The sequence below is a fragment of the Maribacter taeanensis genome (genome assembly GCF_047345145.1).
Lineage (GTDB): Bacteria > Bacteroidota > Bacteroidia > Flavobacteriales > Flavobacteriaceae > Maribacter_C.
This window is the reverse complement of the sequence record NZ_JBLFER010000002.1, coordinates 505,534-527,072: the sequence shown is the minus strand read 5'-3', so window position 1 is coordinate 527,072 and position 21,539 is coordinate 505,534. Positions and strand designations below refer to the sequence as shown.

Here is a 21,539-nt window from a genome sequence, read left to right as displayed (position 1 = left end):
AGCAGAACAACTGCCTTCGAATTCCTTAGAAAATCACGTACCCAACAGAAAATTGAAGTGCGACGTTAAAACTTCTATCTTCTCGAAAAAAGCTAAGGTTTTTAAGCCCTTGATAATATCTCAATTGGAAGTTAAACTTATCAATTGGTGAAAATGTAAGCCCTAGGTTAGCTCCGTAATCAGGTACAAACCTTCCGGGAGTTGTTTGGTTAAAAGCATCTAGATTATCAGGGTTTTCTTTAACTTTAGAAGCAGTGTTTAGCAAAAAACTTATCTGTGGGCCAAAATCCAACCCAAAACGATCTGTAAAATTAAACCTAAAGTTTACTGGTACTGCTAAAAAGTTAGCTCTGTTTACTGACCTGAAAGAACCAGACCCGCTAAAAGGATCAGGATCAAAGTTTGTAAACTCGTTAGTCGAAAGACTAAACGTGCTCCCTATTGAAAAATAAAGTAATTCTGGGTGAAGCGAAAAACGTTCCGATAGTGGAATATTTACGAAGCCTCCTAAATGATAAGCCAACCTAGGATTGATAGATTCGGGCACATCTCCGGTAACTGTGGATAAATTCAATCCGGCTTTAGCTCCAAAGCTAAAATCTTGAGAATGTAATTGGATTGTTATTGTTGAAAAAAATAGGAGTAGAAAGAAACGTTTCATATAATTAAGTAACAAATTAGACCACCTAAAAAACGTGAAATTAAAATCTTTATTACAAATCGAAACCCATATTTACCCCAAGTTTCTTAGCAATCAACTTATTGATTCTTGATTTCAATTCAGGAATACGTACACTCTCTAAAACGTTGTTGGCGAAGGCGTACATCAATAAGGCGCGAGCCTCTTTTTCAGGAATTCCTCGAGATTGCAAATAAAACATAGCATCTTCGTCTAACTGCCCAATAGTACAACCGTGTGAACATTTGACATCATCAGCAAAAATCTCTAGTTGCGGTTTTGTATTGATGGTAGCCTTGTCACTTATTAGAATGTTGTTGTTCTGCTGAAAGGCGTTTGTTTTCTGAGCAATTTTATCAACGATGATCTTCCCGTTGAAAACACCTGTAGAATTTTCACCGTAAATACCTTTATAATCTTGGTGGCTTTCACAGTTAGGCTCTATATGATGTACTAAAGTGTGATGGTCAACGTGTTGTTTTTCTCCTAAAATAGTAACTCCCTTCATTGTGGAGTCCATATACTCACCATTCTGATAGAAGTTCAGGTTATTTCGTGTTAGCTTTCCTCCGAAAGAAAAGGTATGCACATTTACAAAACTCTTACTCTTTTGATTGATATAGGTGTTATCAATTAATGAAGCAGTTGCCGAATCATTCTGCACTTTGTAATAATCAATATTCGCGCTTTTAGCAGCAAATATTTCTGTAACACAATTGGTCAGCACTTCATTCGTTGTTAGACTTTGATGACGCTCAATAACTTGTAGCTCAGCATTTTCTTCAACAACAATTAGATTTCTTGGCTGTAACATCAAAGAAGCTTCATTGCCTGTTGCAAAATGAATAATCTCAACAGGTTTTTTCGGCATTTGCCCTTTCGGGATATAGATATAAGCACCCTCTCTGCTAAAGGCGGTATTCAAGGTAGTTAAAGACTCATCTTTCGAGGCCACTTTATTGAAATATACATCTATTATCTGCTTATACATAGGCTTTGTCAAAGCAGAGCTCATCAAACAAATGTCAACTCCATCATGCGTAGTCTCAGATAAATGAGAGCTAAAAACGCCATCTACAAAAACGATTTTATAGGTGTCAATATCATGGATGAAATATTTCTTGACATCCTTATAATCAAGCGCATTATCCTGTTTTGGGAAAATACTAAAATCAATCTTCTGAAGACTATTCAATGAAGTATACTTCCAAGCCTCGTCCTTTTTTGATGGAAAACCTTTCGTTTCGAAATTCTTCATCGCTTCAGTACGAACATCATGAACTGGGTGTTCAATGTCGACGTTATTCTCAAACGCCATAAAGGATGAAACTAACTTATCTTTTAAATCCATGTTTTCATTAAGTATTAGAGTATTAAGTAATGAGTACTTTGTACTATCTACTTTTTACTTTGTACTACTTTTAAACTACCGCCTCATTTTTAATCCAATCGTATCCTTTTGCTTCCAGCTCTAACGCCAATTCTTTGCCTCCAGATTTGACAATCTTTCCGTTATGCAATACATGTACAAAATCAGGAACGATATATTCTAATAAACGTTGGTAATGGGTAATTACAATTACCGCGTTGTCCTTACTTTTTAATTTGTTGACACCATTTGCAACTATACGAAGTGCGTCAATATCCAAACCAGAATCAGTCTCATCTAAGATGGCTAATTTGGGTTCAAGCATTGCCATTTGAAAGATTTCGTTTCGTTTTTTCTCTCCTCCAGAAAAACCTTCGTTCAATGAACGGGATAAAAACTTTCGGTCAATTTCCAACATTTCAGATTTTTCGCGAATCATCTTTAACATCTGGTTCGCAGGCATATCTTCTAAACCTTTTGCCTTACGTGATTCGTTGATAGCAGTTTTCATAAAGTTAGTAACCGAAACACCAGGAATCTCCACTGGATATTGAAATGACAAGAAAACCCCTTTATGTGCTCTATCTTCAGGAGCATCATCTTCCAAATCTTCTCCATCTAAAACAACATTTCCTTTGGTCACTTCAAATTCTTCTTTTCCGGCAATGACAGAAGCCAAGGTACTTTTACCCGAACCATTGGGACCCATAATCGCATGGACTTCACCAGCATTTACCTCAAGGTTGATTCCTCTTAATATTTCCTTGTCCTCTACACTTGCATGTAAATCATTAATCTTAAGCATACTTTTTATTTTAAATATTCGGGTGCCTTCGGCATTTTATTAAAATCTTCTTTTTGGTGTTGTAAATAGACTTTCGCGTTTTTTTCCTGCGCAAAAGCTTCAAACGCGTCCATGCTTTTTAGAGTTTGATCTACATCAAAATTGAAAATTGGAACTCTCTTGTGTTCCCTGTTTTCGTATAAATGGTACAAATCTCCCGTTAATAAAAGCGGTCCGTGTTCAGGCAAGTCTACGAACAACACTTGATGTCCAGGAGTATGGCCTGGCATTGATTTGATAATGACGCTTCCATCGCCAAAAACATCAAAATCTCCATTTAGCTTTTTGACATTAGTAAGCTCCGAAATGGCATCATATAAACCGGCATTTTCGCCATTTTTTATTTCATCACTTGTAATCATAGTATGTTCAGCTTCTTGAACTAACCATTTAGCGTTTTTCAAAACATTAGCATGTCCACTATGGTCAAAATGGGTGTGTGATAAAGCGATATATTTAAAATCATCTGGAGTCATTCCAATAGATTTTAGCTGATTCACTAAAGAGTCTTTTCGTGAAATAGTAAAAGCCCCACCAGGAGGTGTAACGGGTTCTGGTGATGCGATAAGTCCTTCCGGTAATCCAGCATCCCACATTAAGTTTCCATCCGGATGACTGATGACATAAAAAGCATCGGCAAATTCCTTTGTCTGACCTTGATAGGTAGTATCTTGTGAAAACAATTCTAGATTGTTGACCATTACGGTACCCCCATCAAAAGTGTAAAGTTTTACTTCTGGTTTTTTAACCTCCTCTGAAGTTTCAGTACTCTCTTTTTTATTTTGTTTACAGGCGACTATTGAAAGTGCCAGAAAGAAAAATAATAACTTTTTCATTTTCAATTTTTCATTTTCAATTAACCTACTGAACCCTCTAAACTTATTTCAAGAAGTTTCTGCGCTTCAACTGCGAACTCCATCGGAAGTTTATTCAAGACTTCTTTGCTGAATCCGTTCACGATTAGAGCAATTGCTTTTTCAGTATCGATTCCTCGCTGGTTACAATAGAAAATCTGGTCTTCCCCAATTTTACTAGTTGTTGCCTCGTGTTCTATTTGAGCCGATTTGTTTTTCGCTTCGATATACGGAAAAGTATGCGCTCCACATTCATTACCCATCAAAAGAGAATCACATTGCGAAAAGTTTCGGGCATTTTCTGCTCTGGATCCAATTTGAACCAATCCTCTATAACTATTCTGAGATTTTCCTGCAGATATTCCTTTGGAAATAATGGTACTCCTCGTATTCTTTCCTAAATGGACCATTTTAGTTCCAGTATCCGCTTGTTGGAAATTATTCGTTACCGCTATAGAATAAAACTCTCCTACTGAGTTGTTTCCTTTAAGGATACAGGAAGGATATTTCCAAGTTACTGCTGAACCCGTTTCAACTTGCGTCCAAGATATTTTAGCGTTTTTCTCACAGATACCTCTTTTAGTAACGAAGTTGTACACTCCACCTTTTCCTTCTGCATTACCGGGATACCAATTTTGTACCGTTGAGTATTTTATTTCAGCATCATCCAATGCAATAAGTTCAACAACGGCCGCGTGTAGTTGATTTTCATCTCGAGACGGTGCAGTGCATCCTTCCAAATAACTTACATAACTGCTCTCATCAGCAATTACCAATGTTCGCTCGAACTGACCCGTACCGCCTTCATTGATTCTAAAATAAGTTGACAATTCCATAGGACATCTTACTCCTTTCGGAATATAACAGAAAGAACCGTCAGTAAATACAGCCGAATTCAGCGCCGCGTAAAAGTTATCCGTTTTTGGAACAACCGTACCCATATATTTTTTTACCAACTCAGGATGCTCTTGAATCGCTTCCGAAATTGGCATAAAGATTATTCCTTTTTCTGCTAAAGTCTTTTTGAACGTTGTAGCTACAGAAACAGAATCTACTACAATATCAACAGCGACATTTTGGAGTTTCTTTTGCTCATCAACTGAAATCCCCAGTTTGCGATACATCTCTAATAAATCTGGATCTACATCTTCCAATGATTTATTAGGGTCAGCTGCTTTGGGAGCTGAATAGTAACTTATGGCTTGAAAGTCTGGTTTTTCATAATGCACATTGGCCCATTCTGGTTCTTCCATCTTTTCCCAAATGCGAAAAGCTTCCAAGCGCCAATCAGTCATCCATTCAGGTTCGTCCTTCTTTTTTGAAATCGCACGAACAATGTCTTCATTCAATCCCTTTGGGAAAGTGTCTGACTCAATATCTGTATAGAAACCATACTCATATTCTTTGGTTTCTAGTTCTTTCTTTAATTCCTCTTCAGTATACGCCATTCTCTAGTGTGTCAAATTAAAGTGAAAAACTTTCGCCACAACCGCAAGTGCGCTGTGCATTAGGATTGTTAAATACGAACCCTTTTCCATTCAAACCGCCTGAATATTCCAGGACTGTTCCGACTAAATACAAAAAGCTTTTTTTATCAACGATAATACGAACATCGTTGTCTTCAAAAACCTTATCTGTTTCTCCTGTCTTATTATCAAAATCTAATTCGTAAGATAAGCCGCTACAGCCTCCACTTTTTACTCCTACCCGAACATAGTCAGTTGAAGCGTCAAAACCTTCTTCTGTCATCAAGTTGATGACTTTTTGTTTGGCTTTTTCTGATACTTGAATCATAATATTTTTGCTTACTACCAAAATTTATTTGGTATGATTCTAAATAGTTTACAAATATAGGCTATAAGTCTCTTTTTACAAGAGTTCCTAACATTATTATAACGTATGTTGAAATAGGAGTTTTCTATGAAGGAAATCGCAGAAAAGTGATCCTGAGGTTTTACAAATTAGCAATTGGCTCTAATACTTCACTCTGGATGACATTGAGCATAAATAAGGTGCTAAATTTGTTATTTAATCTTGATTATAACAGCATCTGATTTTCCTTTATTCTGTAGATTTGGAAAATCTTCACTCGAGGTTTCTCCTACCAAGACAATGCTTCCATCTTCGGTTTCCAAAGCATCAAAGCCAAAATCTAGACCAGTACCTCCAAATGTTTTTTGCCATTCTAAATTGCCATTCGAGTCTGTCTTTACAAGCCAAATATCATTTTCGCCAGCATTCGCATTCAAGTCATTGTTTGTGCTTTTGGAATTTCCAGCAATGATAAAACCGCCATCTTTACTCAGTGTCACACTTTGACTATCTTCAAATTCAGCACCACCGTAACTTTTATCCCAAACTTTTTTACCATTTGCATCAATCTTAATTAACCAAATGTCTGATGCGCCATTGTTTGAGGAAACATCTGTGTCAATACTAAAGGTATTTCCAGTGATGACATATCCTCCATCATCTGTTTTAGAAATATCTTGTGCTCTTTCTATACCAGTTCCTCCAAAAGAGCCTTCCCAAACTAAATTGCCCTTATCATCTACTTTCACTGCCCAGAAGTCATAACTGCCTCTGGAATTTTCAATATCAAAATCACTGCTTTCAGTAAATCCAGCCATTACATAACCTCCATCATCTGCCCTGACCACAGAATGAGCACGGTCGTTATTTGATCCGCCAAAATATCCTCTCCATTCCAGATTAGCCTTTGCATCTATTTTAGTGCCCCAAAACTCTCCTACGCCATGAGCTGTGAGTGAATTCCTTTTTTCAGTATTTCCATCTGCTCTTGCGGAAGTAATGTCTAAAAATCCAACAAAAAATAATCCCCCGTCTTCTGTTTCTAAAAGGTCATAGGAATGATCGTGACCTGAGAAGCCAAAGCTCTTTTCCCATTCGACGTTTCCTGCGGAATCTAGCTTTATAATCCAATTATCATGAAACCCCTTATTAACGCTTCCATCACCATCACTACTCATTGCGTAACCGGTTAGTGCAAATCCACCATCTTTGGTTTGCACCAAACTTTGTCCACGATCATCTTTGCTTCCGCCGTAGGTTTTACTCCATTGTAGATTTCCTGAAGCATCTAATTTTAAAAGCCAATAGTCGTTAACCGCAGTGGTTTTTCCATCCAAATCACCATCTGTACTATTTGAAAAACCTAAAACGGCATAACCTCCATCAGTAGTAGAAATAATAGCTCTAGCCGTATCTTCTTCTGTACCTCCAAAGCTTTGTATCCAATCTACTTCCCCTAAAAATGTTGTTTTCTGGATTTCTCCTGCTCCCTCAACATCTGAATCTTTAGTGCAGCCAAAGGCAAAAAATAAAATGAATATGCATATAACTTTCTTCAATCTTAATTTGATTTTCTAATAATAAACAAGCCTGAATCAATATCACTCACCACAATTTTCCCGCTTTCAAAATAAGGGTAAACACTCCAAACACCTGAAAATCGAGCATTGTTCGAATTAGGATAGGTATCGAAAAAACCAGACTCAATTATGGTTTTATTCGCTACTCCTGAAATATCTAAAACACGTACTCCTGCTGTATAATTTGCTAAAAAGTACTCATCTCCTTTTACATAACCATTATGATCAATTGCACTCGTGGTTCCTAAATAAGTAGTATGTAAAATTGGATTATCTAAATCTGAAAAATCAAAAAACAGCGTACGTGATTGAAACCCCTTCTCAACCTCATCCAATTCATCTCCTAAAATAAAATACCGCTGATCTTCGGTAAACCATCCTTGATGTGTATACTCTATATTGGGGTAGATTACACTAGAAATATTCTTAGGGTTTTCTTTATCAGTGACATCTGCAATTATAACAACATCTTCATTTGCCCCAATGTAAATCTCTTTACCCGTATAATCTGTATCGGGCCCATCATAGGTAACAACCTGTGCATCGTGAGAATATCCATTTTCAGCATATCCACCAGCAGGTATTGGATTTTTAGGGTCTTGAATATTAACAAAATGTGCTCCACCGCGAAAAGCATCGTCTCGAGCCGTTCCAACCACATATGCAAAACCCGTTTCTTCATTGATAACAATGTTATGAGCGTTTCCAAAAAATGCATACCTAGCATCAGCGTCGAATGTAGTGGGTGGATTGCTAACATTTCTCAATTTGGTAAGATCAAAAACCTGCATACCATGGCCGCGAGCTTCCGAAACAATAAATGCGTGATCTTTGTAAACTTTAATATCATGCCATGGACTCGCTTCAGTAGCTGTATTTAGTTTTCCTAAATAAATAAGATTTCCTTCGTCTGAAATATCAACAAAGGCGGTGCCATTATCCAATCCTATAATGGCATATTCCTTACCTGTTGTTGAATCGGTCCAACCCCAACTATCATTAGCTGACTCGGCTCCTAAATTGTTAAGTCCAATGCTTCCAATTAAATCGTAGCCGTTACATGGATAAACTCCTGCCATGCCATTTTCACAAGGAGTTACTATTGTAACAGTATCTCCATTTTCATCAGGATTATTTGATTCCTCTTCTGGGGTTTCAGAAATTTCTGGTATCTCTAGGCCATTGTCACCTGAACATCCAAAAACTAATAGAAAAACTAGAGCTAAGAAAATAGATTTTTGCATTGTAATTTTTATTTAGAGCTGTAAAGATAATGCATATAAAATTTGGCCCGTAAATTCACTTTCTATAACTACAACAGTTTAAATTCGATTAACCCTACAAAAGATTCGAAATTTATGGTTACTAGCCTTATTACTTTTACTTTTGCACCATGCTGGAAGACAAAAATCAAGAACGCACATCTTTAGAAAAATTAGGAGAATTTGGATTGATTGAACATCTTACCAAAAATCTTCCTGTCCATCAAAAATCTACCGAAAAAGGTATTGGAGATGATGCCGCTGTGCTCGACTTTCAAAACCAAAAAACTTTAATTTCGACAGATTTACTTGTAGAAGGTGTGCATTTCGATCTGAGCTACATGCCTCTAAAGCATTTAGGTTATAAAGCGGTAATGGTCAATCTTTCTGACATCTACGCGATGAATGCAAGGGCCACTCAGATCACAGTTTCAATTGCGGTTTCAAATCGTTTTCCTTTGGAAGCTATTGAAGCGCTCTATGATGGAATAACCTTAGCCTGTAAAAATCATAAGGTAGATTTAATTGGCGGAGATACTACCTCATCAACAACAGGATTACTAATAAGTATAACCGCCATAGGTAAAGCAGATGAGAGTAACATTATTTATCGTTCAGGCGCTAAACCAAATGATTTGTTGGTTGTAAGTGGCGATCTGGGTGGAGCTTATATGGGTCTTCAAGTTTTAGAACGTGAGAAAGAGGTTTTTAAAGTCAATCCGAACAGTCAACCTGATTTGGAACCTTACTCGTATATAGTGGAGCGCCAATTAAAACCAGAAGCCAGAAAAGATATTTCAGGACTTTTACAGGTCTTGGGAGTTCAACCTACTTCAATGATTGATATTAGTGACGGACTATCATCTGAAATTTTGCATCTATGTAAAAACAGTGAAGTAGGGTGTAATTTGTACGAAGACAAAATTCCTTTAGATCCTACAGTGATCTCCTCCTGCGAAGAATTCAAAATTGACAGCACAATGGTCGCACTAAGCGGAGGGGAAGATTATGAATTACTCTTTACGGTGGATCAAAAGGATTTTGATAAGATTAAAGGGAACCCAAACTTATCTATTATTGGTCATATGACCGATGCTTCTGAAGGATCTCATTTGATTACTCGCGGGAATACCAAAATTCCATTGACCGCTCAGGGCTGGAATTCTTTCCAATCGTAAGTTTTTCAGACCATTCCGACGAAATTTAAAATTTTGTCTAGCAGCTAATGAAAATTTTTGTAAAAATATTTCGAATTTCAGGTCTCAGTTTACTTTCAATTGTAAGCGCTGCTTTGATTTACGCTTGTGCATCAGTCCCCAAATTATCCAAAGAAGAAAAACAGATTATTAGAGAAGTCGTAAAGGCACCTATTCCAGAAATCATAGAAGGTAAAACTGGTTTCGCTACTTCGGGTGAACATCAAATATGGTATGAAAATATTCCACCCAAAGGTCAATCCAAAGGTTCTATAATTCTTATTATGGGAAATGGAAATGATGCGCTGACTTGGCCTCCCAAATTTGTTTCCGGTTTAGTTGAAGAAGGTTATCAAGTCATTCGCTACGACCATCGCGGCACAGGTTTATCTACATCCCAAGAAAAATGGAAAAAGAGAAAAGCCTATTCCCTAAATGATATGGCAGATGATGTTGTGGCTATTTTAGATGTGCTTCAAATTGAAAAAACACATATTGTAGGCGCTTCTATGGGAGGAATGATCGCTCAAATTGTCGCAATAGAAAATCCTGAAAGAACAGCCAGTTTAACTTCAATAATGTCTTCAGCAAATGTTCTAGATTCTGAACTGCCGCCGATGTCAAACGAAATTGTACCAAAGATGATCGGATCAATTTTAAAACATGGCTTTTTTGGGAGTAAAAAAGGCCAAATCAAAAGACAAATTGTTCAAAAAAAAATTCTGATGGGTGAAGCCGATGGTAATATTGATGTCAAGTCAATGGCAGAAACATCACTTTACAATTTGAAAAAAAGAGATGGGTACAAATTGCTATCTGCAAGACATCACTATGAAGCAATTTTAAATTCTACTTCACGAATAAAAGGACTTCAAGAACTTTCTGTTCCTATTTTGGTAATTCATGGCATCGAAGATCCAGTAATGCCAGTTTCGCATGGTAAAAAAATGGCGAGAATGATTTCAAATACAGATAGCTTGTGGGTAAAAAATATGGGGCATGATCTACCTGATAAGGCATTAAATGAGATCATCGATAAAATGATTTCGAATTTTGAGTTAAGTGGAAAACAACCCTAGATTACTATTTGTAAACAATTCGAGAAAAGACGCCAACATTCTTCAAGGTTAATTCAACCAACTTTTTTCAAACCCTATTGGGTTTGAAAAAAGGGCTTCATTAAAAAAATTCCCGGAAAGTCAAGCGAATCCTTTCTAAGCTGTTGTGGGGCGAACGACAGGTAAGAGTAGTGGAGTTTACTTGATTTCCAGGAATAAGAGTTGAATTTCGTTATGCAACGAAATTCGTTTGCCAAAGCATAGTAGATGCTGAAAACATTTCAGCATTAAGCTGCATGTTCTGCCGCTCTATGTCTTTTTTGATATATAACTTCTAGAGTTTTATTGATATCCTGTAATTCAGGAGTTAAATTTGATAAGTTGCCACTTACATCGGTGGTAACTTCTTTACCACAATGAATACATTTGTACTCTTTGATGTGCAGTGTAACTTTTTTGGAGACAGAGTAATGGTGTCCGAAAATGTTGCAAAATACTTTTTTCATGTCTGTAGGTTTAAGAAACATAATCAAGTTTGGGACTAGAAAATGTTGATCTAAAAATTTGGGTCATTCCTAAGTGTTTGTCAAGACACCTAGAATTAAAGAACGTACGCATTCAGATTTTTATTGGGCATCGAAGTTGATTCTCATCATATTTTCGATGAACTACATTTTTTTCGATAAACGGAGTTTTTTGAACGACAAGCAACTAACATTTTAAATCGATGAACTAACTATCACAGTTTCAAATATGTTCATTTTTAAAAAAGGCCTTTCAGTACTTTTCTAATAAGAAACTTGCAAAAACATATTGCTTTCAATTTTCATATCTTTCTCTCCAATTCAAAAATTCATGTTCAAAAACAAAGAAACTTTAGTCACTGCCTTTGCACTTTTCTCCTTGTTTTTCGGGGCAGGCAATCTATTATTACCTCCTCTTTTAGGGTACAACGCAGGAGAAGATTGGCTTTGGGTAACTTTTGGATTCATGATTACGGCCGTGGTAATTCCAATTTTGGGAATTCTAGCCCACGCCCGACTTCAGGGTACCATGTATGACTTCGGAAAAAAAGTATCGCCTGCCTTTAGTACCGTCTACTGCATCATAGTTTACCTGATTTCAATTACTATACCCTCTCCTAGAACAGCATCTGCCACACACGAGATTGCTATACATCCTGCTTTCGGAACAAGTCCACTATTAACGAGTAGCATCTATTTTGCTTTGGTACTTCTTTTTGTTTTGAACCGATCTAAAATATTGAGTTTTATTGGCAAGTTTTTAACCCCAATTATAGTAATCATGCTTTTCGGAGTCATCGGAATCGGATTATTTTCTTCGGATGGATTAATGAACGTCTCCACTTTTGATGCTCCAGTAGTGAGCGGTATTTTGGAAGGGTATCAAACCTTTGATGCCATCGGAGCCGTAGTAGTAGGAGCCGTAGTAATCATTTCGTTAAACTTAAAAGGACATGAATCATTCGAGGCTAAAAAAGACATCATACGCAAATCAGGATTCATCGCTGGACTAGGATTACTCATAATATATGCGGGATTGATTTCAGTAGGTTCCTTCTTCGGAGCTGATATCGAAATAGACAGCACGCTTAGTGGTGATATGCAAAGAGCAAATCTGCTTCGAGGAATTAGCCTGGCATCTTTGGGTGCTTTCGGAAACAAAGTGCTGAGCATTCTAATCGCCCTAGCTTGTTTTACCACAGCAGTTGGAATCGTGACGGGCACCGCAGATTATTTCAAGGGACTATTCAAAGGCTCACAAAAAGCTTATATCATCACAGGAATCTTAGCATCTGCTATTGGGGTTTTGGTAGGTCAGCTTGATTTTCATTCCATAATTGTAATCGCCGTTCCTGCTTTGATGATTATTTATCCTATTACTATTGTGTTGATTTTATTGAATGTTGTCCCAGAGAAGTTTGCTTCGTCCAAAGTTTTTAAAGCAGTGGTAATCACAACTATTCTATTTAGTATTCCTGATTTTCTTGGAACGGTCGGTTTAGGGGAAGTCATTGCTGGGGTACAAAGTTATATTCCTTTAAGTAAGTTTAGTATGGGATGGGTGTTACCTGCCTTGGTGGTTTTTGTTTTCTCTAATTTTATAACTAGAAGGAAAGTGCAAATTCAAGACTAAGGATTACTTAAATTGAAAATGATATAATCATAATTTATAACTCCCTAACCTCAATGATATCGAATCTTTGGCCAAAGTATAAAGAAAATTTTTTGGCGAAAGTTTTCTTTAACATTTCTAAAAACATACCAAAAAGAATTAATAGTTATTATAAAATAATTTCAAAACTAGCTGAGATATGATTAAAAATCTAATTCTGGAAAATAGAATTTTAATAATAATATTAATACATATATTATTCATCTCCTGTACAAAAAATAAAGATTCTGAAAATCTTCCTGATTCTGAAATTACTAGAATTCCTGATAGTGAGTTTGAAAGAGCTTTGATTGCTCTAGGTCATGACTCAGGGCCAATAGATGGAATAGTGTTAACCAAAAATATTAATACCATAAAAACCTTAGATGTCTCAGGATTATTTATAACGGATTTAACTGGAATTGAAGATTTCGAAAAATTAGAAATACTCAATTGTTCTGAAAACCTTTTATCTACTCTTGATTTGTCTAAAAATATGGTGTTGAAAGATTTGAAATGTAATGACAATAAATTGAGTGCTCTGAAATTAGATAATCCTGATTTAATAAATTTATTTTGCTATGATAATCAATTAACAAATATTGATTTTTCTTCTGCAATAAATCTTAAAAAACTTTTAGGTGGTGGCAACTTACTTTCCCAACTAAATTTGGTAAACAATTCGAAACTAACAGAACTAGTTTGTTTTAAAAGTAATGTTTCCAGTGTAACACTCTCTCCGTCGGTGAACTTAGAATCTATTGTATTTACCGAGTCAAATCTTACAAAAATCGATTTGACATCATCTACAAATCTAAAATTAATCGATATGACTTCAAATAAACTAAACGAACTGAATTTATCTTCAAACTTAATGATTGAATCAATATCAGTACACAACAACGAGCTTGAGATATTAGATTTGAGTAATAATTTAAATCTAGAAAGACTAATATGTTATTCCAATAAACTTAGAAAAATAAATCTAAAGAACGAAAATAACAACAAAATTGATGGTCAGGGTTTTGATGCAAAGGGCAATCCAAATCTGACATGCGTTCAGGTTGATAACATAAACAGTGCATTAGAAAAATGGTCAAACGAAATTGATAATCCTGAAAGTTTTAAAACGAATTGTTTTTAGTAGTCTTTAACAGCCATCAAACTTTCAATCTCCTCCACCTCAATAGGAATATTCCTCATCAAGTTAAATGGTTCGCCACTTTCTTGAATGACCACATCATCTTCAAGACGAATCCCCATTTTCTCATCTGGAATGTAAATTCCCGGTTCTACTGTAAAGACCATGTTCGCTTTCATTGGTGTTTTTAATTCTCCATAGTCATGCGTGTTGAGTCCGATATGGTGGCTGGTGCCGTGCATGAAATACTTTTTGTAGGCAGGCCAATCTTTATCTTCGTTTTGAACATCTGCTTTATCGAGCAATCCCAATCCTAGAAGTTCTGAGGTCATTATTTTTCCGCATTCCTTATGATATTCTGCCCAAATTGTTCCCGGGACTAACATTTTAGTAGCCTCATTTTTAACACGGAGTACAGCATTATAAACAGCAGCTTGGCGTTCTGTAAACTTTCCGTTAACCGGTATTGTTCTTGTCAAATCACTAGAGTAATTTGCATACTCCGCAGCCACATCCATCAAGATCATATCACCTGCTTTACATTCTTGATTATTTTCCAAATAGTGCAAAACATTGGCATTGTTTCCAGAAGCGATGATCGGGGCATAGGCAAATCCCTTAGAGCGGTTTCTTAAAAACTCATGTGCAAGCTCAGCTTCAATCTCATATTCCCAAACTCCAGGTTTAATAAAGCCCAATAAGCGTCGAAAACCCTTCTCAGTAATATCACAAGCGGTTTGCATCAAAGCAATTTCCTCAGGTTCTTTTACTCCTCTAATATTCTGAAGTATCGGAAAACTTTTGGCAACTTGATGCGCAGGGAATTTTCGTTTACAATCTAAAATAAATCGATCTTCGCGAGTTTGTGTTTCCACCGCCTGACGATAATGTTCATTGGTATTGAAATAGATAGTATCCGTTTCTGTCATTAAATCAAAAAAGATTTTCTCGAAATCAGATAGCCAATAAATCGTCTGTATTCCAGATACTTCAGTTGCTTTTTCTTTGGTCAACTTTTCTCCTTCCCAAATAGCAATATGCTCATTGGTTTCAAGCACAAAGAGAACTTCCCTGTGCTTTGCATCATTCGCATCAGGAAACAAAACCAAAATCGTTTCCTCTTGATCGGCTCCACTTAAATAGAAAATATCACGATGCTGTTCGAAGGGCATCGTACTATCTGCACTGATAGGATATATATCATTGGAATTGAAAACCGCAATACTTTTAGGCTTCATCTGAGCCATAAATTTTTGGCGATTTTTAATAAAAAGTGTATTGGGAATTTGTTCGTATTTCATTCAAAAAAGTTTAGAGTACTAAATGTAGCAAATACACCAACTATTCCCCTAGTCTTGCCTGAAATATTTTTTAAGTTCCTCTTCTCCCATGGAAATGATATTAACATCCAAAGAAATTGGGGTTAATGGTTGGTTTATAGAGTCTCGTTCAACAACAACAATAGCGTCTATGATTTCCATGCCTTTGATTACTTTACCGAAGACCGTATAATCACCGTCTAATCGATGTTCGCCATCCTTATTTTGCACAATATAAAACTGGCAACGCGCAGATAGTTTTTCGGCATTCCCATCACGGCCAGCGCCTAAGGCTCCATATTCATGTAACAACTTATCATTGAATTCAGGTTCCAATAAATATTCTGGATCATTAAACCCCTCTGGTGTATCAGGACATCCACCTTGTGCAACAAAATCCGGAATTACTCGATTAAAAGTCAGTGAATCCCAATAACCATCTTTTGCTAATTGTATAAAACTTGCCTTATGTTTTGGCGTTTCCTCATATAACCAGACCAAAATATCTCCTTTGTGCGTTTTAATTTCGCCAATTTCATACGTTTTCTGCGAATTGCATCCGACGATAATAAATAATAAAACAATTGAAAAGTAGACTCTCATTAAAGTAGTGTTTTTAAATTCTCAGCTATAATAGATCAATTATGGCCAATAAAAAACCCACCCGTTTAATAAAAACTGGGCGGGTTGATTATTAGTCGTTGAAATCTATTTCGACATCATATTTTTTACAACTCCGATAATGGACATAATAACGCCACCACCAACACCGCCGCCAGCAACGCTACCAAGTATACTTGACATATCCATACCTCCAGCGGCCTCTGCTGCACCTGCCATGTCAGTACCTGTAGCTGCCCCGGCTCCTAAGCCAAGCATTCCTAGAACTTGGCCACCAACACCACCTCCTACGAGACCAGCTATAGTGTTTCCAACAGTTCCTAAAGATAAATTCTTTAACAATTTTCCTGCTACGTTACCTCCGACGGCACCCGTAACTAATTGAATGATTAACGGTAAATACTCTTCCATTTTAATGTTGTTTAGTTGATTATGTATCAATAAATTAACAAAATTTTAAGTGAAATAGCAATTTTATACACAAATAGTTATCAATATTGAACTGTTAACCTCTAACATATGCCCTCGTTTTTGAGGTAAAATTCTTCTATAAAGAGGAAACAAATAACATATTCTTATCAAGTTTCATTAACTTTCCCAAGACTAATTCAAATCATTATGAAAAAATTTTCGCCCTTTCTTTTACTCCTGTGTTCAACGCTAAGTTTTGCTCAAATTACCCCAACTTCAGCACAAACAGTTCAAACTGCACTTGATCAAAAAACACAAATGGAATCAAGTTCCTTGGTTCAAAATATTCCACTTAAAAACATCGGCCCTACTGTTATGAGTGGGCGTGTAGTTGATGTTGATGTGAATCCTGAAAATCCAACAGAATTTTATGTTGGTTATGCATCAGGAGGCTTATGGTATACCAATAATAATGGTACTTCTTTCACTCCTGTTTTAGACACTTCAGAAACTCAAAACGTAGGTGACATTGCTATAGATTGGAAAAACGGAACACTTTGGGTAGGTACTGGTGAAAACAACTCTTCGCGCTCGTCGTATGCTGGTATTGGCATTTTAAAATCTATAGATAAAGGTAAGACTTGGCAATATATGGGTTTACCTGATTCACATCATATCGGGCGCATTTTAATTAATCCAAAAAAACCAGAAGAAGTTGTAGTTGGTGTAACAGGGCATTTATATTCTCCTAATTCAGAACGAGGTATTTACAAAACTACAAATGGAGGAGAAACTTGGGAGAAAACACTTTTCATAAGCGATCAAACTGGCATTATTGATGTTGCTCATGCTCCAAACAACTTCAATATCATGTATGCTTCCGCTTGGCAGAAAGATAGAAAAGCTTGGGATTTTATAGGAAACGGAAATGAGTCAGGTATCTTTAAAAGTACAGATGGAGGTTCAACATGGAATAAGGTCTCTACTGCTGAAAGTAGTTTCCCAACAGGGGAAGGTGTTGGTCGAATTGGCTTAGCTGTTTTTGATGACAATATCGTTTATGCAGTGCATGATAGTCAATTCAGACGTGAAAAATCCAAAGAAAAAAAGAAGAAATCGGAAGGACTAACAAAAGATGATTTCAAAACTATGTCTTCTACTGATTTTTTGAAATTAGAGGATAAAAAACTTAACCTTTATTTAAAGACTAACAATTTTCAAGAAAAATATAGAGCCGAAAATGTAAAACAAATGGTGCGTTCAGGGTCGGTAAAGCCTGCTGATCTTGCTAAATATTTAGAGAACGCAAACTCTGCATTATTCGATACACCGGTGGTCGGCGCTGAAGTTTATCGCAGTGATGATGCAGGAGTTACTTGGAAGAAAATGAACGAAAACTACATCGATGATCTCTACTATAGTTATGGGTATTATTTTGGAGAGATTCGAGTGGATGCTAGTGATGTAAACAAAATCTATTTGGAAGGTGTACCTATTATCAAATCTAATGATGGTGGCAAAACCTATACTTCGATCAACGGTGACAACGTACATTCTGATCATCAGGCTTTGTGGGTAAACCCCAAAAGACCTGGGCATCTATTAAATGGCAATGACGGCGGACTCAATATGACTTATGATGACGGGGCGAATTGGACGAAGTTGAATTCTACACCTGTTGGGCAATTTTATGCTATTAATGTTGATAATCAAGAGCCTTATCATGTCTATGGCGGACTTCAAGATAACGGCGTTTGGATGGGACCTCACAATGCAGCATTAAATAGTCGTTGGCATCAAACAGGACAAAATCCTTGGAAGTCAATTATGGGGGGTGACGGTATGCAGGTACAGATTGATAGTCGAAATCACAACATTGTTTATACTGGGTTTCAATTTGGAAATTACTACCGAATCAATAAAGAAAGTGAGTCTAATACGTATATCCAACCCAAGCATAAATTGGGCGAAAAACCTTATCGCTTCAATTGGCAAACTCCTATTTTACTCTCCCCTCACAATCAAGATATTTTGTATTTAGGGGGAAATAAATTGCATCGTTCTTTAAACCAAGGTGACGATTGGGAAACTATTTCAGAAGATTTAACTAAAGGAGGCAAAACAGGAAATGTGGCTTACGGCACTTTAACTACTATTTCCGAATCTCCTTTTAAATTCGGATTGATATATACAGGAAGTGATGACGGTTTGGTACAGGTAACACAAAATGGTGGTGGTAGTTGGATGAATGTTTCCAGTTTTTTTCCTAAGGATATGTGGGTGAGCCGAGTTGCTGCATCCAAGCATAAAAAAGAACGTGTTTATGCCACATTGAATGGCTATCGCTGGGATGATTTTACTCCATATGTTTACGTTAGTGAAGATTATGGAAAAACATGGAAAAGCATTTCGAATAATATTCCTGCCTCGGCTGTAAATGTGATTTTAGAAGATCCTGAGAACGAAAATCTATTATTTGTCGGAACAGATAATGGTCTCTATGCCTCTTTCAATAGAGGAGAATCATGGGAAGCATTTCAAAACGGAATGCCAAATGTAGCGGTGCATGATTTGGTCATTCAACCTGAAGCAAAACATCTTTTGGTAGGTACCCATGGGCGAAGTATCTATAAAGCCGATATCTCCACCTTACAGCAGATGACCCCCAAAATCATGGGTAAAGATCTGCATGCTTATAAAGTAAAAAATATCCGTCATTCCTCACGTTGGGGTAGTTCTTGGAGCAGTTGGCGAAAGCCGCAAACCCCGGGTCTAGATCTTACTTTTTATTGTGGAAAACCTGGATCTATTTCTGCACAAATCAAAACTGAAGACAATATTATAGTTAGTAAAACTCAAATTGATGCGGTAAAAGGGTTAAATATTCTCTCGTATGATGTCACTTTTTCGAAAGCCGGAAAATCTGCGTATTTGAAAAAACACAAAACCGACCTCAAAGAAGCTAAAAACGGAAAAACCTATTTACCCAAGGGAAATTATGTTATTGAACTCGAAGGAAATAGCACAACAGAAAAGGTAACTTTTGAGATAGAATAATATGGAAACTCGAATTGAAATGTTGCCAGAGAAGCAGCTAATAGGTAAGTCTATAAGAATGTCATTGGCTAATAATAAGATTGGAGAATTGTGGCGTAGTTTTCAGATAAATAAATCCGCAATTTCAAATGCTATTGGAACAGATTTGTATTCAATTCAAGTATATGATGATGCTAGCTATTTTGAAAATTTTAATCCGCAGACCGAATTTACAAAATGGGCTGCAACTGAGGTAAAAGATATTGAAAATATACCAAATGGTTTTTCTTCTCTTGTAATACCTGAAGGGCTCTACGCGGTTTTTCTTCATAAAGGCACTGTAGGTGAATTTCAAAAAACTTTTCAACATATTTTTACGCAATGGCTCCCCAATTCGGACTATGAAATAGACAACAGACCACATTTTGAACTATTAGGAGAAAAGTATAAAAACAACGACCCGAATTCTGAAGAAGAAGTCTGGATTCCTGTGAAAAAAAAGTAGTTTATTACACCACATAAAATTTCATCCACAATGACAAGAGTTCTATTACTTCTGGTTACTATTTTGATCTCCTTCAACTTTTATGGCCAGACTGAAAAAGCTAAAATCAAGACTTTGATTATTGATGGGCAAAATAATCATGAGCAATGGCCCAAAGTAACGTCTATGCTAAAGGGTTATTTGGAAGAAACTGGTTTGTTTTCTGTGGATGTAGTGCGCTCGGGTTATACTTGGAAAGGGGAAGAATTTATTTCTGAATTTTCCATTCAAGGTTTACCTTCAACAATTGCATTAGATCAGCCGACATCAGATCCAGATTTTAATCCTGACTTTTCAGCATATGAGGTGGTCATTTCGAATTTTGGTTGGAATGCAGCCGACTGGCCGGAAGCTGCGCAAAATGCACTCGAAACTTATATAGAAAACGGGGGTGGATTGGTAGTTTTTCATGCTGCGGACAACTCTTTCCCCAATTGGGAAGCCTACAACAAAATGATTGGACTAGGGGGTTGGGGTGATCGTACCGAAAAAGATGGCCCATATGTATATTACAATGATGATGGCGAATTGATTCGCGATGAATCTCCTGGAAATGGTGGTGCCCATGGACCGCAAAGCGAGTATCAAATACAGATTAGAAACCCAGAACATCCAATTACCAAAGGCATGCCTGAAATTTGGATGCATACCAAAGATGAATTATACAATAGCCTCCGTGGACCCGCAGAAAACATGGAAATCCTCGCGACCGCCTATGCTGACCCAAAAAATCAGGGTACGGGGCGCCACGAACCTGCCTTGATGGCCATATCATTTGGGGAAGGACGTATCTTCCATAATATAATGGGTCATGCAGACTATTCGGTCCAATGCATTGGCTTTATCACCACAATGTCAAGAGGAATTGAATGGGCAGCTACCGGTAAGGTGACTCAAGATATTCCTGAAGATTTTCCGACAACAGAAAAGTCAAGTTCGCGAAAAAGTGTAAAAAAATAATGCATTTCAGTTGTTGAATCGAACTATTTATATCTTTACACCCCACAAAAAACTACTTTTTGATAATGAAAAGTGTCAAAAAAATTGACTTCTTTAAGAATATACGGCAAGTTCGCGAATTCGAATTTGGTGTTTTCTACTTCTTCGATGGCCTAGTCATTTCAGAAATGAAAGAAGGTGTAATTTTTAACTGGAACATGGCTCAAAAGGCCATAAAAGCTGCTCATGAAGTTTTAGGCGAAAATGCTCAAATAGCTTATATATCGAATCGAATCAATAGCTATTATGTAGTACCAACCGATTGGATTAAGTTCTACAAAAACAGACAGCAATTAAATTTCTACTCCGTAGTTGGCTATACTAAAGGAAACGTAGTTAGCCTATATCTTGAAAGATTGTTCTTTCGTAATTCAATTCGAAAGTTTACTGATTTAGAAGAGGCAATCAATTGGAGTGTAGAGAAGATAGCTACTGAAAAAAAGATCGCCTTATCTTAATTTTTTTCAATGTGTCAGTCATAAATATCCCAAAAGCTTTGAAAAGAACTTTCCGACCAACTGGTTGGTAACCTAAATTTGCAAGCTGTATTGTTATAGTACAACCTTCGTTTTTATGTGATAATTATACGATCAACACCTAAATTCAAAGGCTGTATCGATAAAACTCATATATGACAAA

20 protein-coding genes are annotated in these 21,539 nt (G+C 36.7%); 8 read left to right on the top strand and 12 right to left on the bottom strand.

Translation table 11 applies throughout. The features are described 5' to 3' along the window. Positions 1-25: 25 nt before the first annotated feature. The 8 genes from ACKWCD_RS08180 to ACKWCD_RS08145 all read right to left on the bottom strand — a co-directional run bounded on the left by ACKWCD_RS08180 (position 26) and on the right by ACKWCD_RS08145 (position 8,382). On the bottom strand, positions 26-661 hold the full coding sequence (locus ACKWCD_RS08180; RefSeq protein WP_413983452.1) for a porin family protein: 636 nt from the start codon (positions 659-661) through the stop codon (positions 26-28). Between the two features lie 52 nt (positions 662-713). Then, entirely contained in the window at positions 714-2,030 is a 1,317-nt protein-coding gene (gene sufD, locus ACKWCD_RS08175) for a Fe-S cluster assembly protein SufD (protein WP_413983451.1), read from the bottom strand. A 70-nt stretch (positions 2,031-2,100) separates the two neighbouring features. Then, positions 2,101-2,853, bottom strand: a complete 753-nt coding sequence (gene sufC, locus ACKWCD_RS08170) for a Fe-S cluster assembly ATPase SufC (RefSeq protein ID WP_413983450.1) — start codon at positions 2,851-2,853, stop codon at positions 2,101-2,103. 5 nt (positions 2,854-2,858) lie between these two features. Then, a complete protein-coding gene (locus ACKWCD_RS08165) occupies positions 2,859-3,728 on the bottom strand; it encodes an N-acyl homoserine lactonase family protein (RefSeq protein ID WP_413983449.1) in 870 nt (289 codons plus the stop codon). 20 nt (positions 3,729-3,748) lie between these two features. Further along, entirely contained in the window at positions 3,749-5,194 is a 1,446-nt protein-coding gene (sufB, locus tag ACKWCD_RS08160; protein WP_413983448.1) for a Fe-S cluster assembly protein SufB, read from the bottom strand. A 16-nt stretch (positions 5,195-5,210) separates the two neighbouring features. Then, positions 5,211-5,540: a HesB/IscA family protein gene (locus tag ACKWCD_RS08155; protein ID WP_413983447.1), complete on the bottom strand. Its 330-nt coding sequence runs from the start codon at positions 5,538-5,540 to the stop codon at positions 5,211-5,213. A 230-nt stretch (positions 5,541-5,770) separates the two neighbouring features. Beyond that, positions 5,771-7,117, bottom strand: a complete 1,347-nt coding sequence (locus ACKWCD_RS08150; RefSeq protein WP_413983446.1) for a hypothetical protein — start codon at positions 7,115-7,117, stop codon at positions 5,771-5,773. Positions 7,118-7,119: 2 nt separating this feature from the next. Continuing rightward, complete coding sequence (locus tag ACKWCD_RS08145) at positions 7,120-8,382, bottom strand: choice-of-anchor B family protein (protein WP_413983445.1); 1,263 nt, start codon at positions 8,380-8,382, stop codon at positions 7,120-7,122. Between the two features lie 149 nt (positions 8,383-8,531). On the opposite strand from ACKWCD_RS08145, the gene thiL reads away from it, so the two are divergent. Next, on the top strand, positions 8,532-9,578 hold the full coding sequence (gene thiL / locus ACKWCD_RS08140) for a thiamine-phosphate kinase (protein ID WP_413983444.1): 1,047 nt from the start codon (positions 8,532-8,534) through the stop codon (positions 9,576-9,578). Between the two features lie 47 nt (positions 9,579-9,625). Continuing rightward, complete coding sequence (locus ACKWCD_RS08135; protein ID WP_413983443.1) at positions 9,626-10,675, top strand: alpha/beta fold hydrolase; 1,050 nt, start codon at positions 9,626-9,628, stop codon at positions 10,673-10,675. 266 nt (positions 10,676-10,941) lie between these two features. On the opposite strand, the gene ACKWCD_RS08130 is transcribed toward ACKWCD_RS08135, so the two are convergent. Further along, positions 10,942-11,181, bottom strand: a complete 240-nt coding sequence (locus tag ACKWCD_RS08130; RefSeq protein ID WP_413983442.1) for a hypothetical protein — start codon at positions 11,179-11,181, stop codon at positions 10,942-10,944. A gap of 328 nt (positions 11,182-11,509) precedes the next feature. On the opposite strand from ACKWCD_RS08130, the gene brnQ reads away from it, so the two are divergent. Continuing rightward, the gene (gene brnQ / locus ACKWCD_RS08125; RefSeq protein ID WP_413983441.1) at positions 11,510-12,811 is read left to right on the top strand and encodes a branched-chain amino acid transport system II carrier protein; all 1,302 of its coding nucleotides are present in this window, start codon (positions 11,510-11,512) and stop codon (positions 12,809-12,811) included. Between the two features lie 178 nt (positions 12,812-12,989). Next, positions 12,990-13,973, top strand: a complete 984-nt coding sequence (locus ACKWCD_RS08120) for a leucine-rich repeat domain-containing protein (RefSeq protein ID WP_413983440.1) — start codon at positions 12,990-12,992, stop codon at positions 13,971-13,973. Here ACKWCD_RS08120 and ACKWCD_RS08115 read toward each other — a convergent pair. The 3 genes from ACKWCD_RS08115 to ACKWCD_RS08105 all read right to left on the bottom strand — a co-directional run bounded on the left by ACKWCD_RS08115 (position 13,970) and on the right by ACKWCD_RS08105 (position 16,321). Beyond that, positions 13,970-15,271, bottom strand: coding sequence for an aminopeptidase P family protein (locus ACKWCD_RS08115; RefSeq protein ID WP_413983439.1), 1,302 nt, complete (start codon positions 15,269-15,271; stop codon positions 13,970-13,972). The two genes, ACKWCD_RS08120 and ACKWCD_RS08115, sit on opposite strands and share 4 nt — an antisense overlap. A 48-nt stretch (positions 15,272-15,319) precedes the next feature. Beyond that, entirely contained in the window at positions 15,320-15,892 is a 573-nt protein-coding gene (locus ACKWCD_RS08110; RefSeq protein WP_413983438.1) for a peptidylprolyl isomerase, read from the bottom strand. Between the two features lie 105 nt (positions 15,893-15,997). Continuing rightward, positions 15,998-16,321 carry a hypothetical protein gene (locus tag ACKWCD_RS08105; RefSeq protein WP_413983437.1) on the bottom strand — a complete coding sequence of 108 codons (324 nt, stop codon included), beginning with the start codon at positions 16,319-16,321 and terminating at the stop codon, positions 15,998-16,000. Positions 16,322-16,528: 207 nt separating this feature from the next. Between ACKWCD_RS08105 and ACKWCD_RS08100 the strand changes: the two genes are divergently transcribed. The 4 genes from ACKWCD_RS08100 (at position 16,529) to ACKWCD_RS08085 (ending at position 21,358) form a co-directional block, all read left to right on the top strand. Then, positions 16,529-19,378, top strand: a complete 2,850-nt coding sequence (locus ACKWCD_RS08100) for a VPS10 domain-containing protein (protein WP_413983436.1) — start codon at positions 16,529-16,531, stop codon at positions 19,376-19,378. Position 19,379: 1 nt separating this feature from the next. Further along, entirely contained in the window at positions 19,380-19,862 is a 483-nt protein-coding gene (locus ACKWCD_RS08095) for a GyrI-like domain-containing protein (protein ID WP_413983435.1), read from the top strand. A 30-nt stretch (positions 19,863-19,892) separates the two neighbouring features. Next, positions 19,893-20,861, top strand: a complete 969-nt coding sequence (locus tag ACKWCD_RS08090; protein ID WP_413983434.1) for a ThuA domain-containing protein — start codon at positions 19,893-19,895, stop codon at positions 20,859-20,861. Positions 20,862-20,926: 65 nt separating this feature from the next. Continuing rightward, entirely contained in the window at positions 20,927-21,358 is a 432-nt protein-coding gene (locus ACKWCD_RS08085) for a hypothetical protein (RefSeq protein WP_413983433.1), read from the top strand. Positions 21,359-21,539 lie beyond the last annotated feature (181 nt).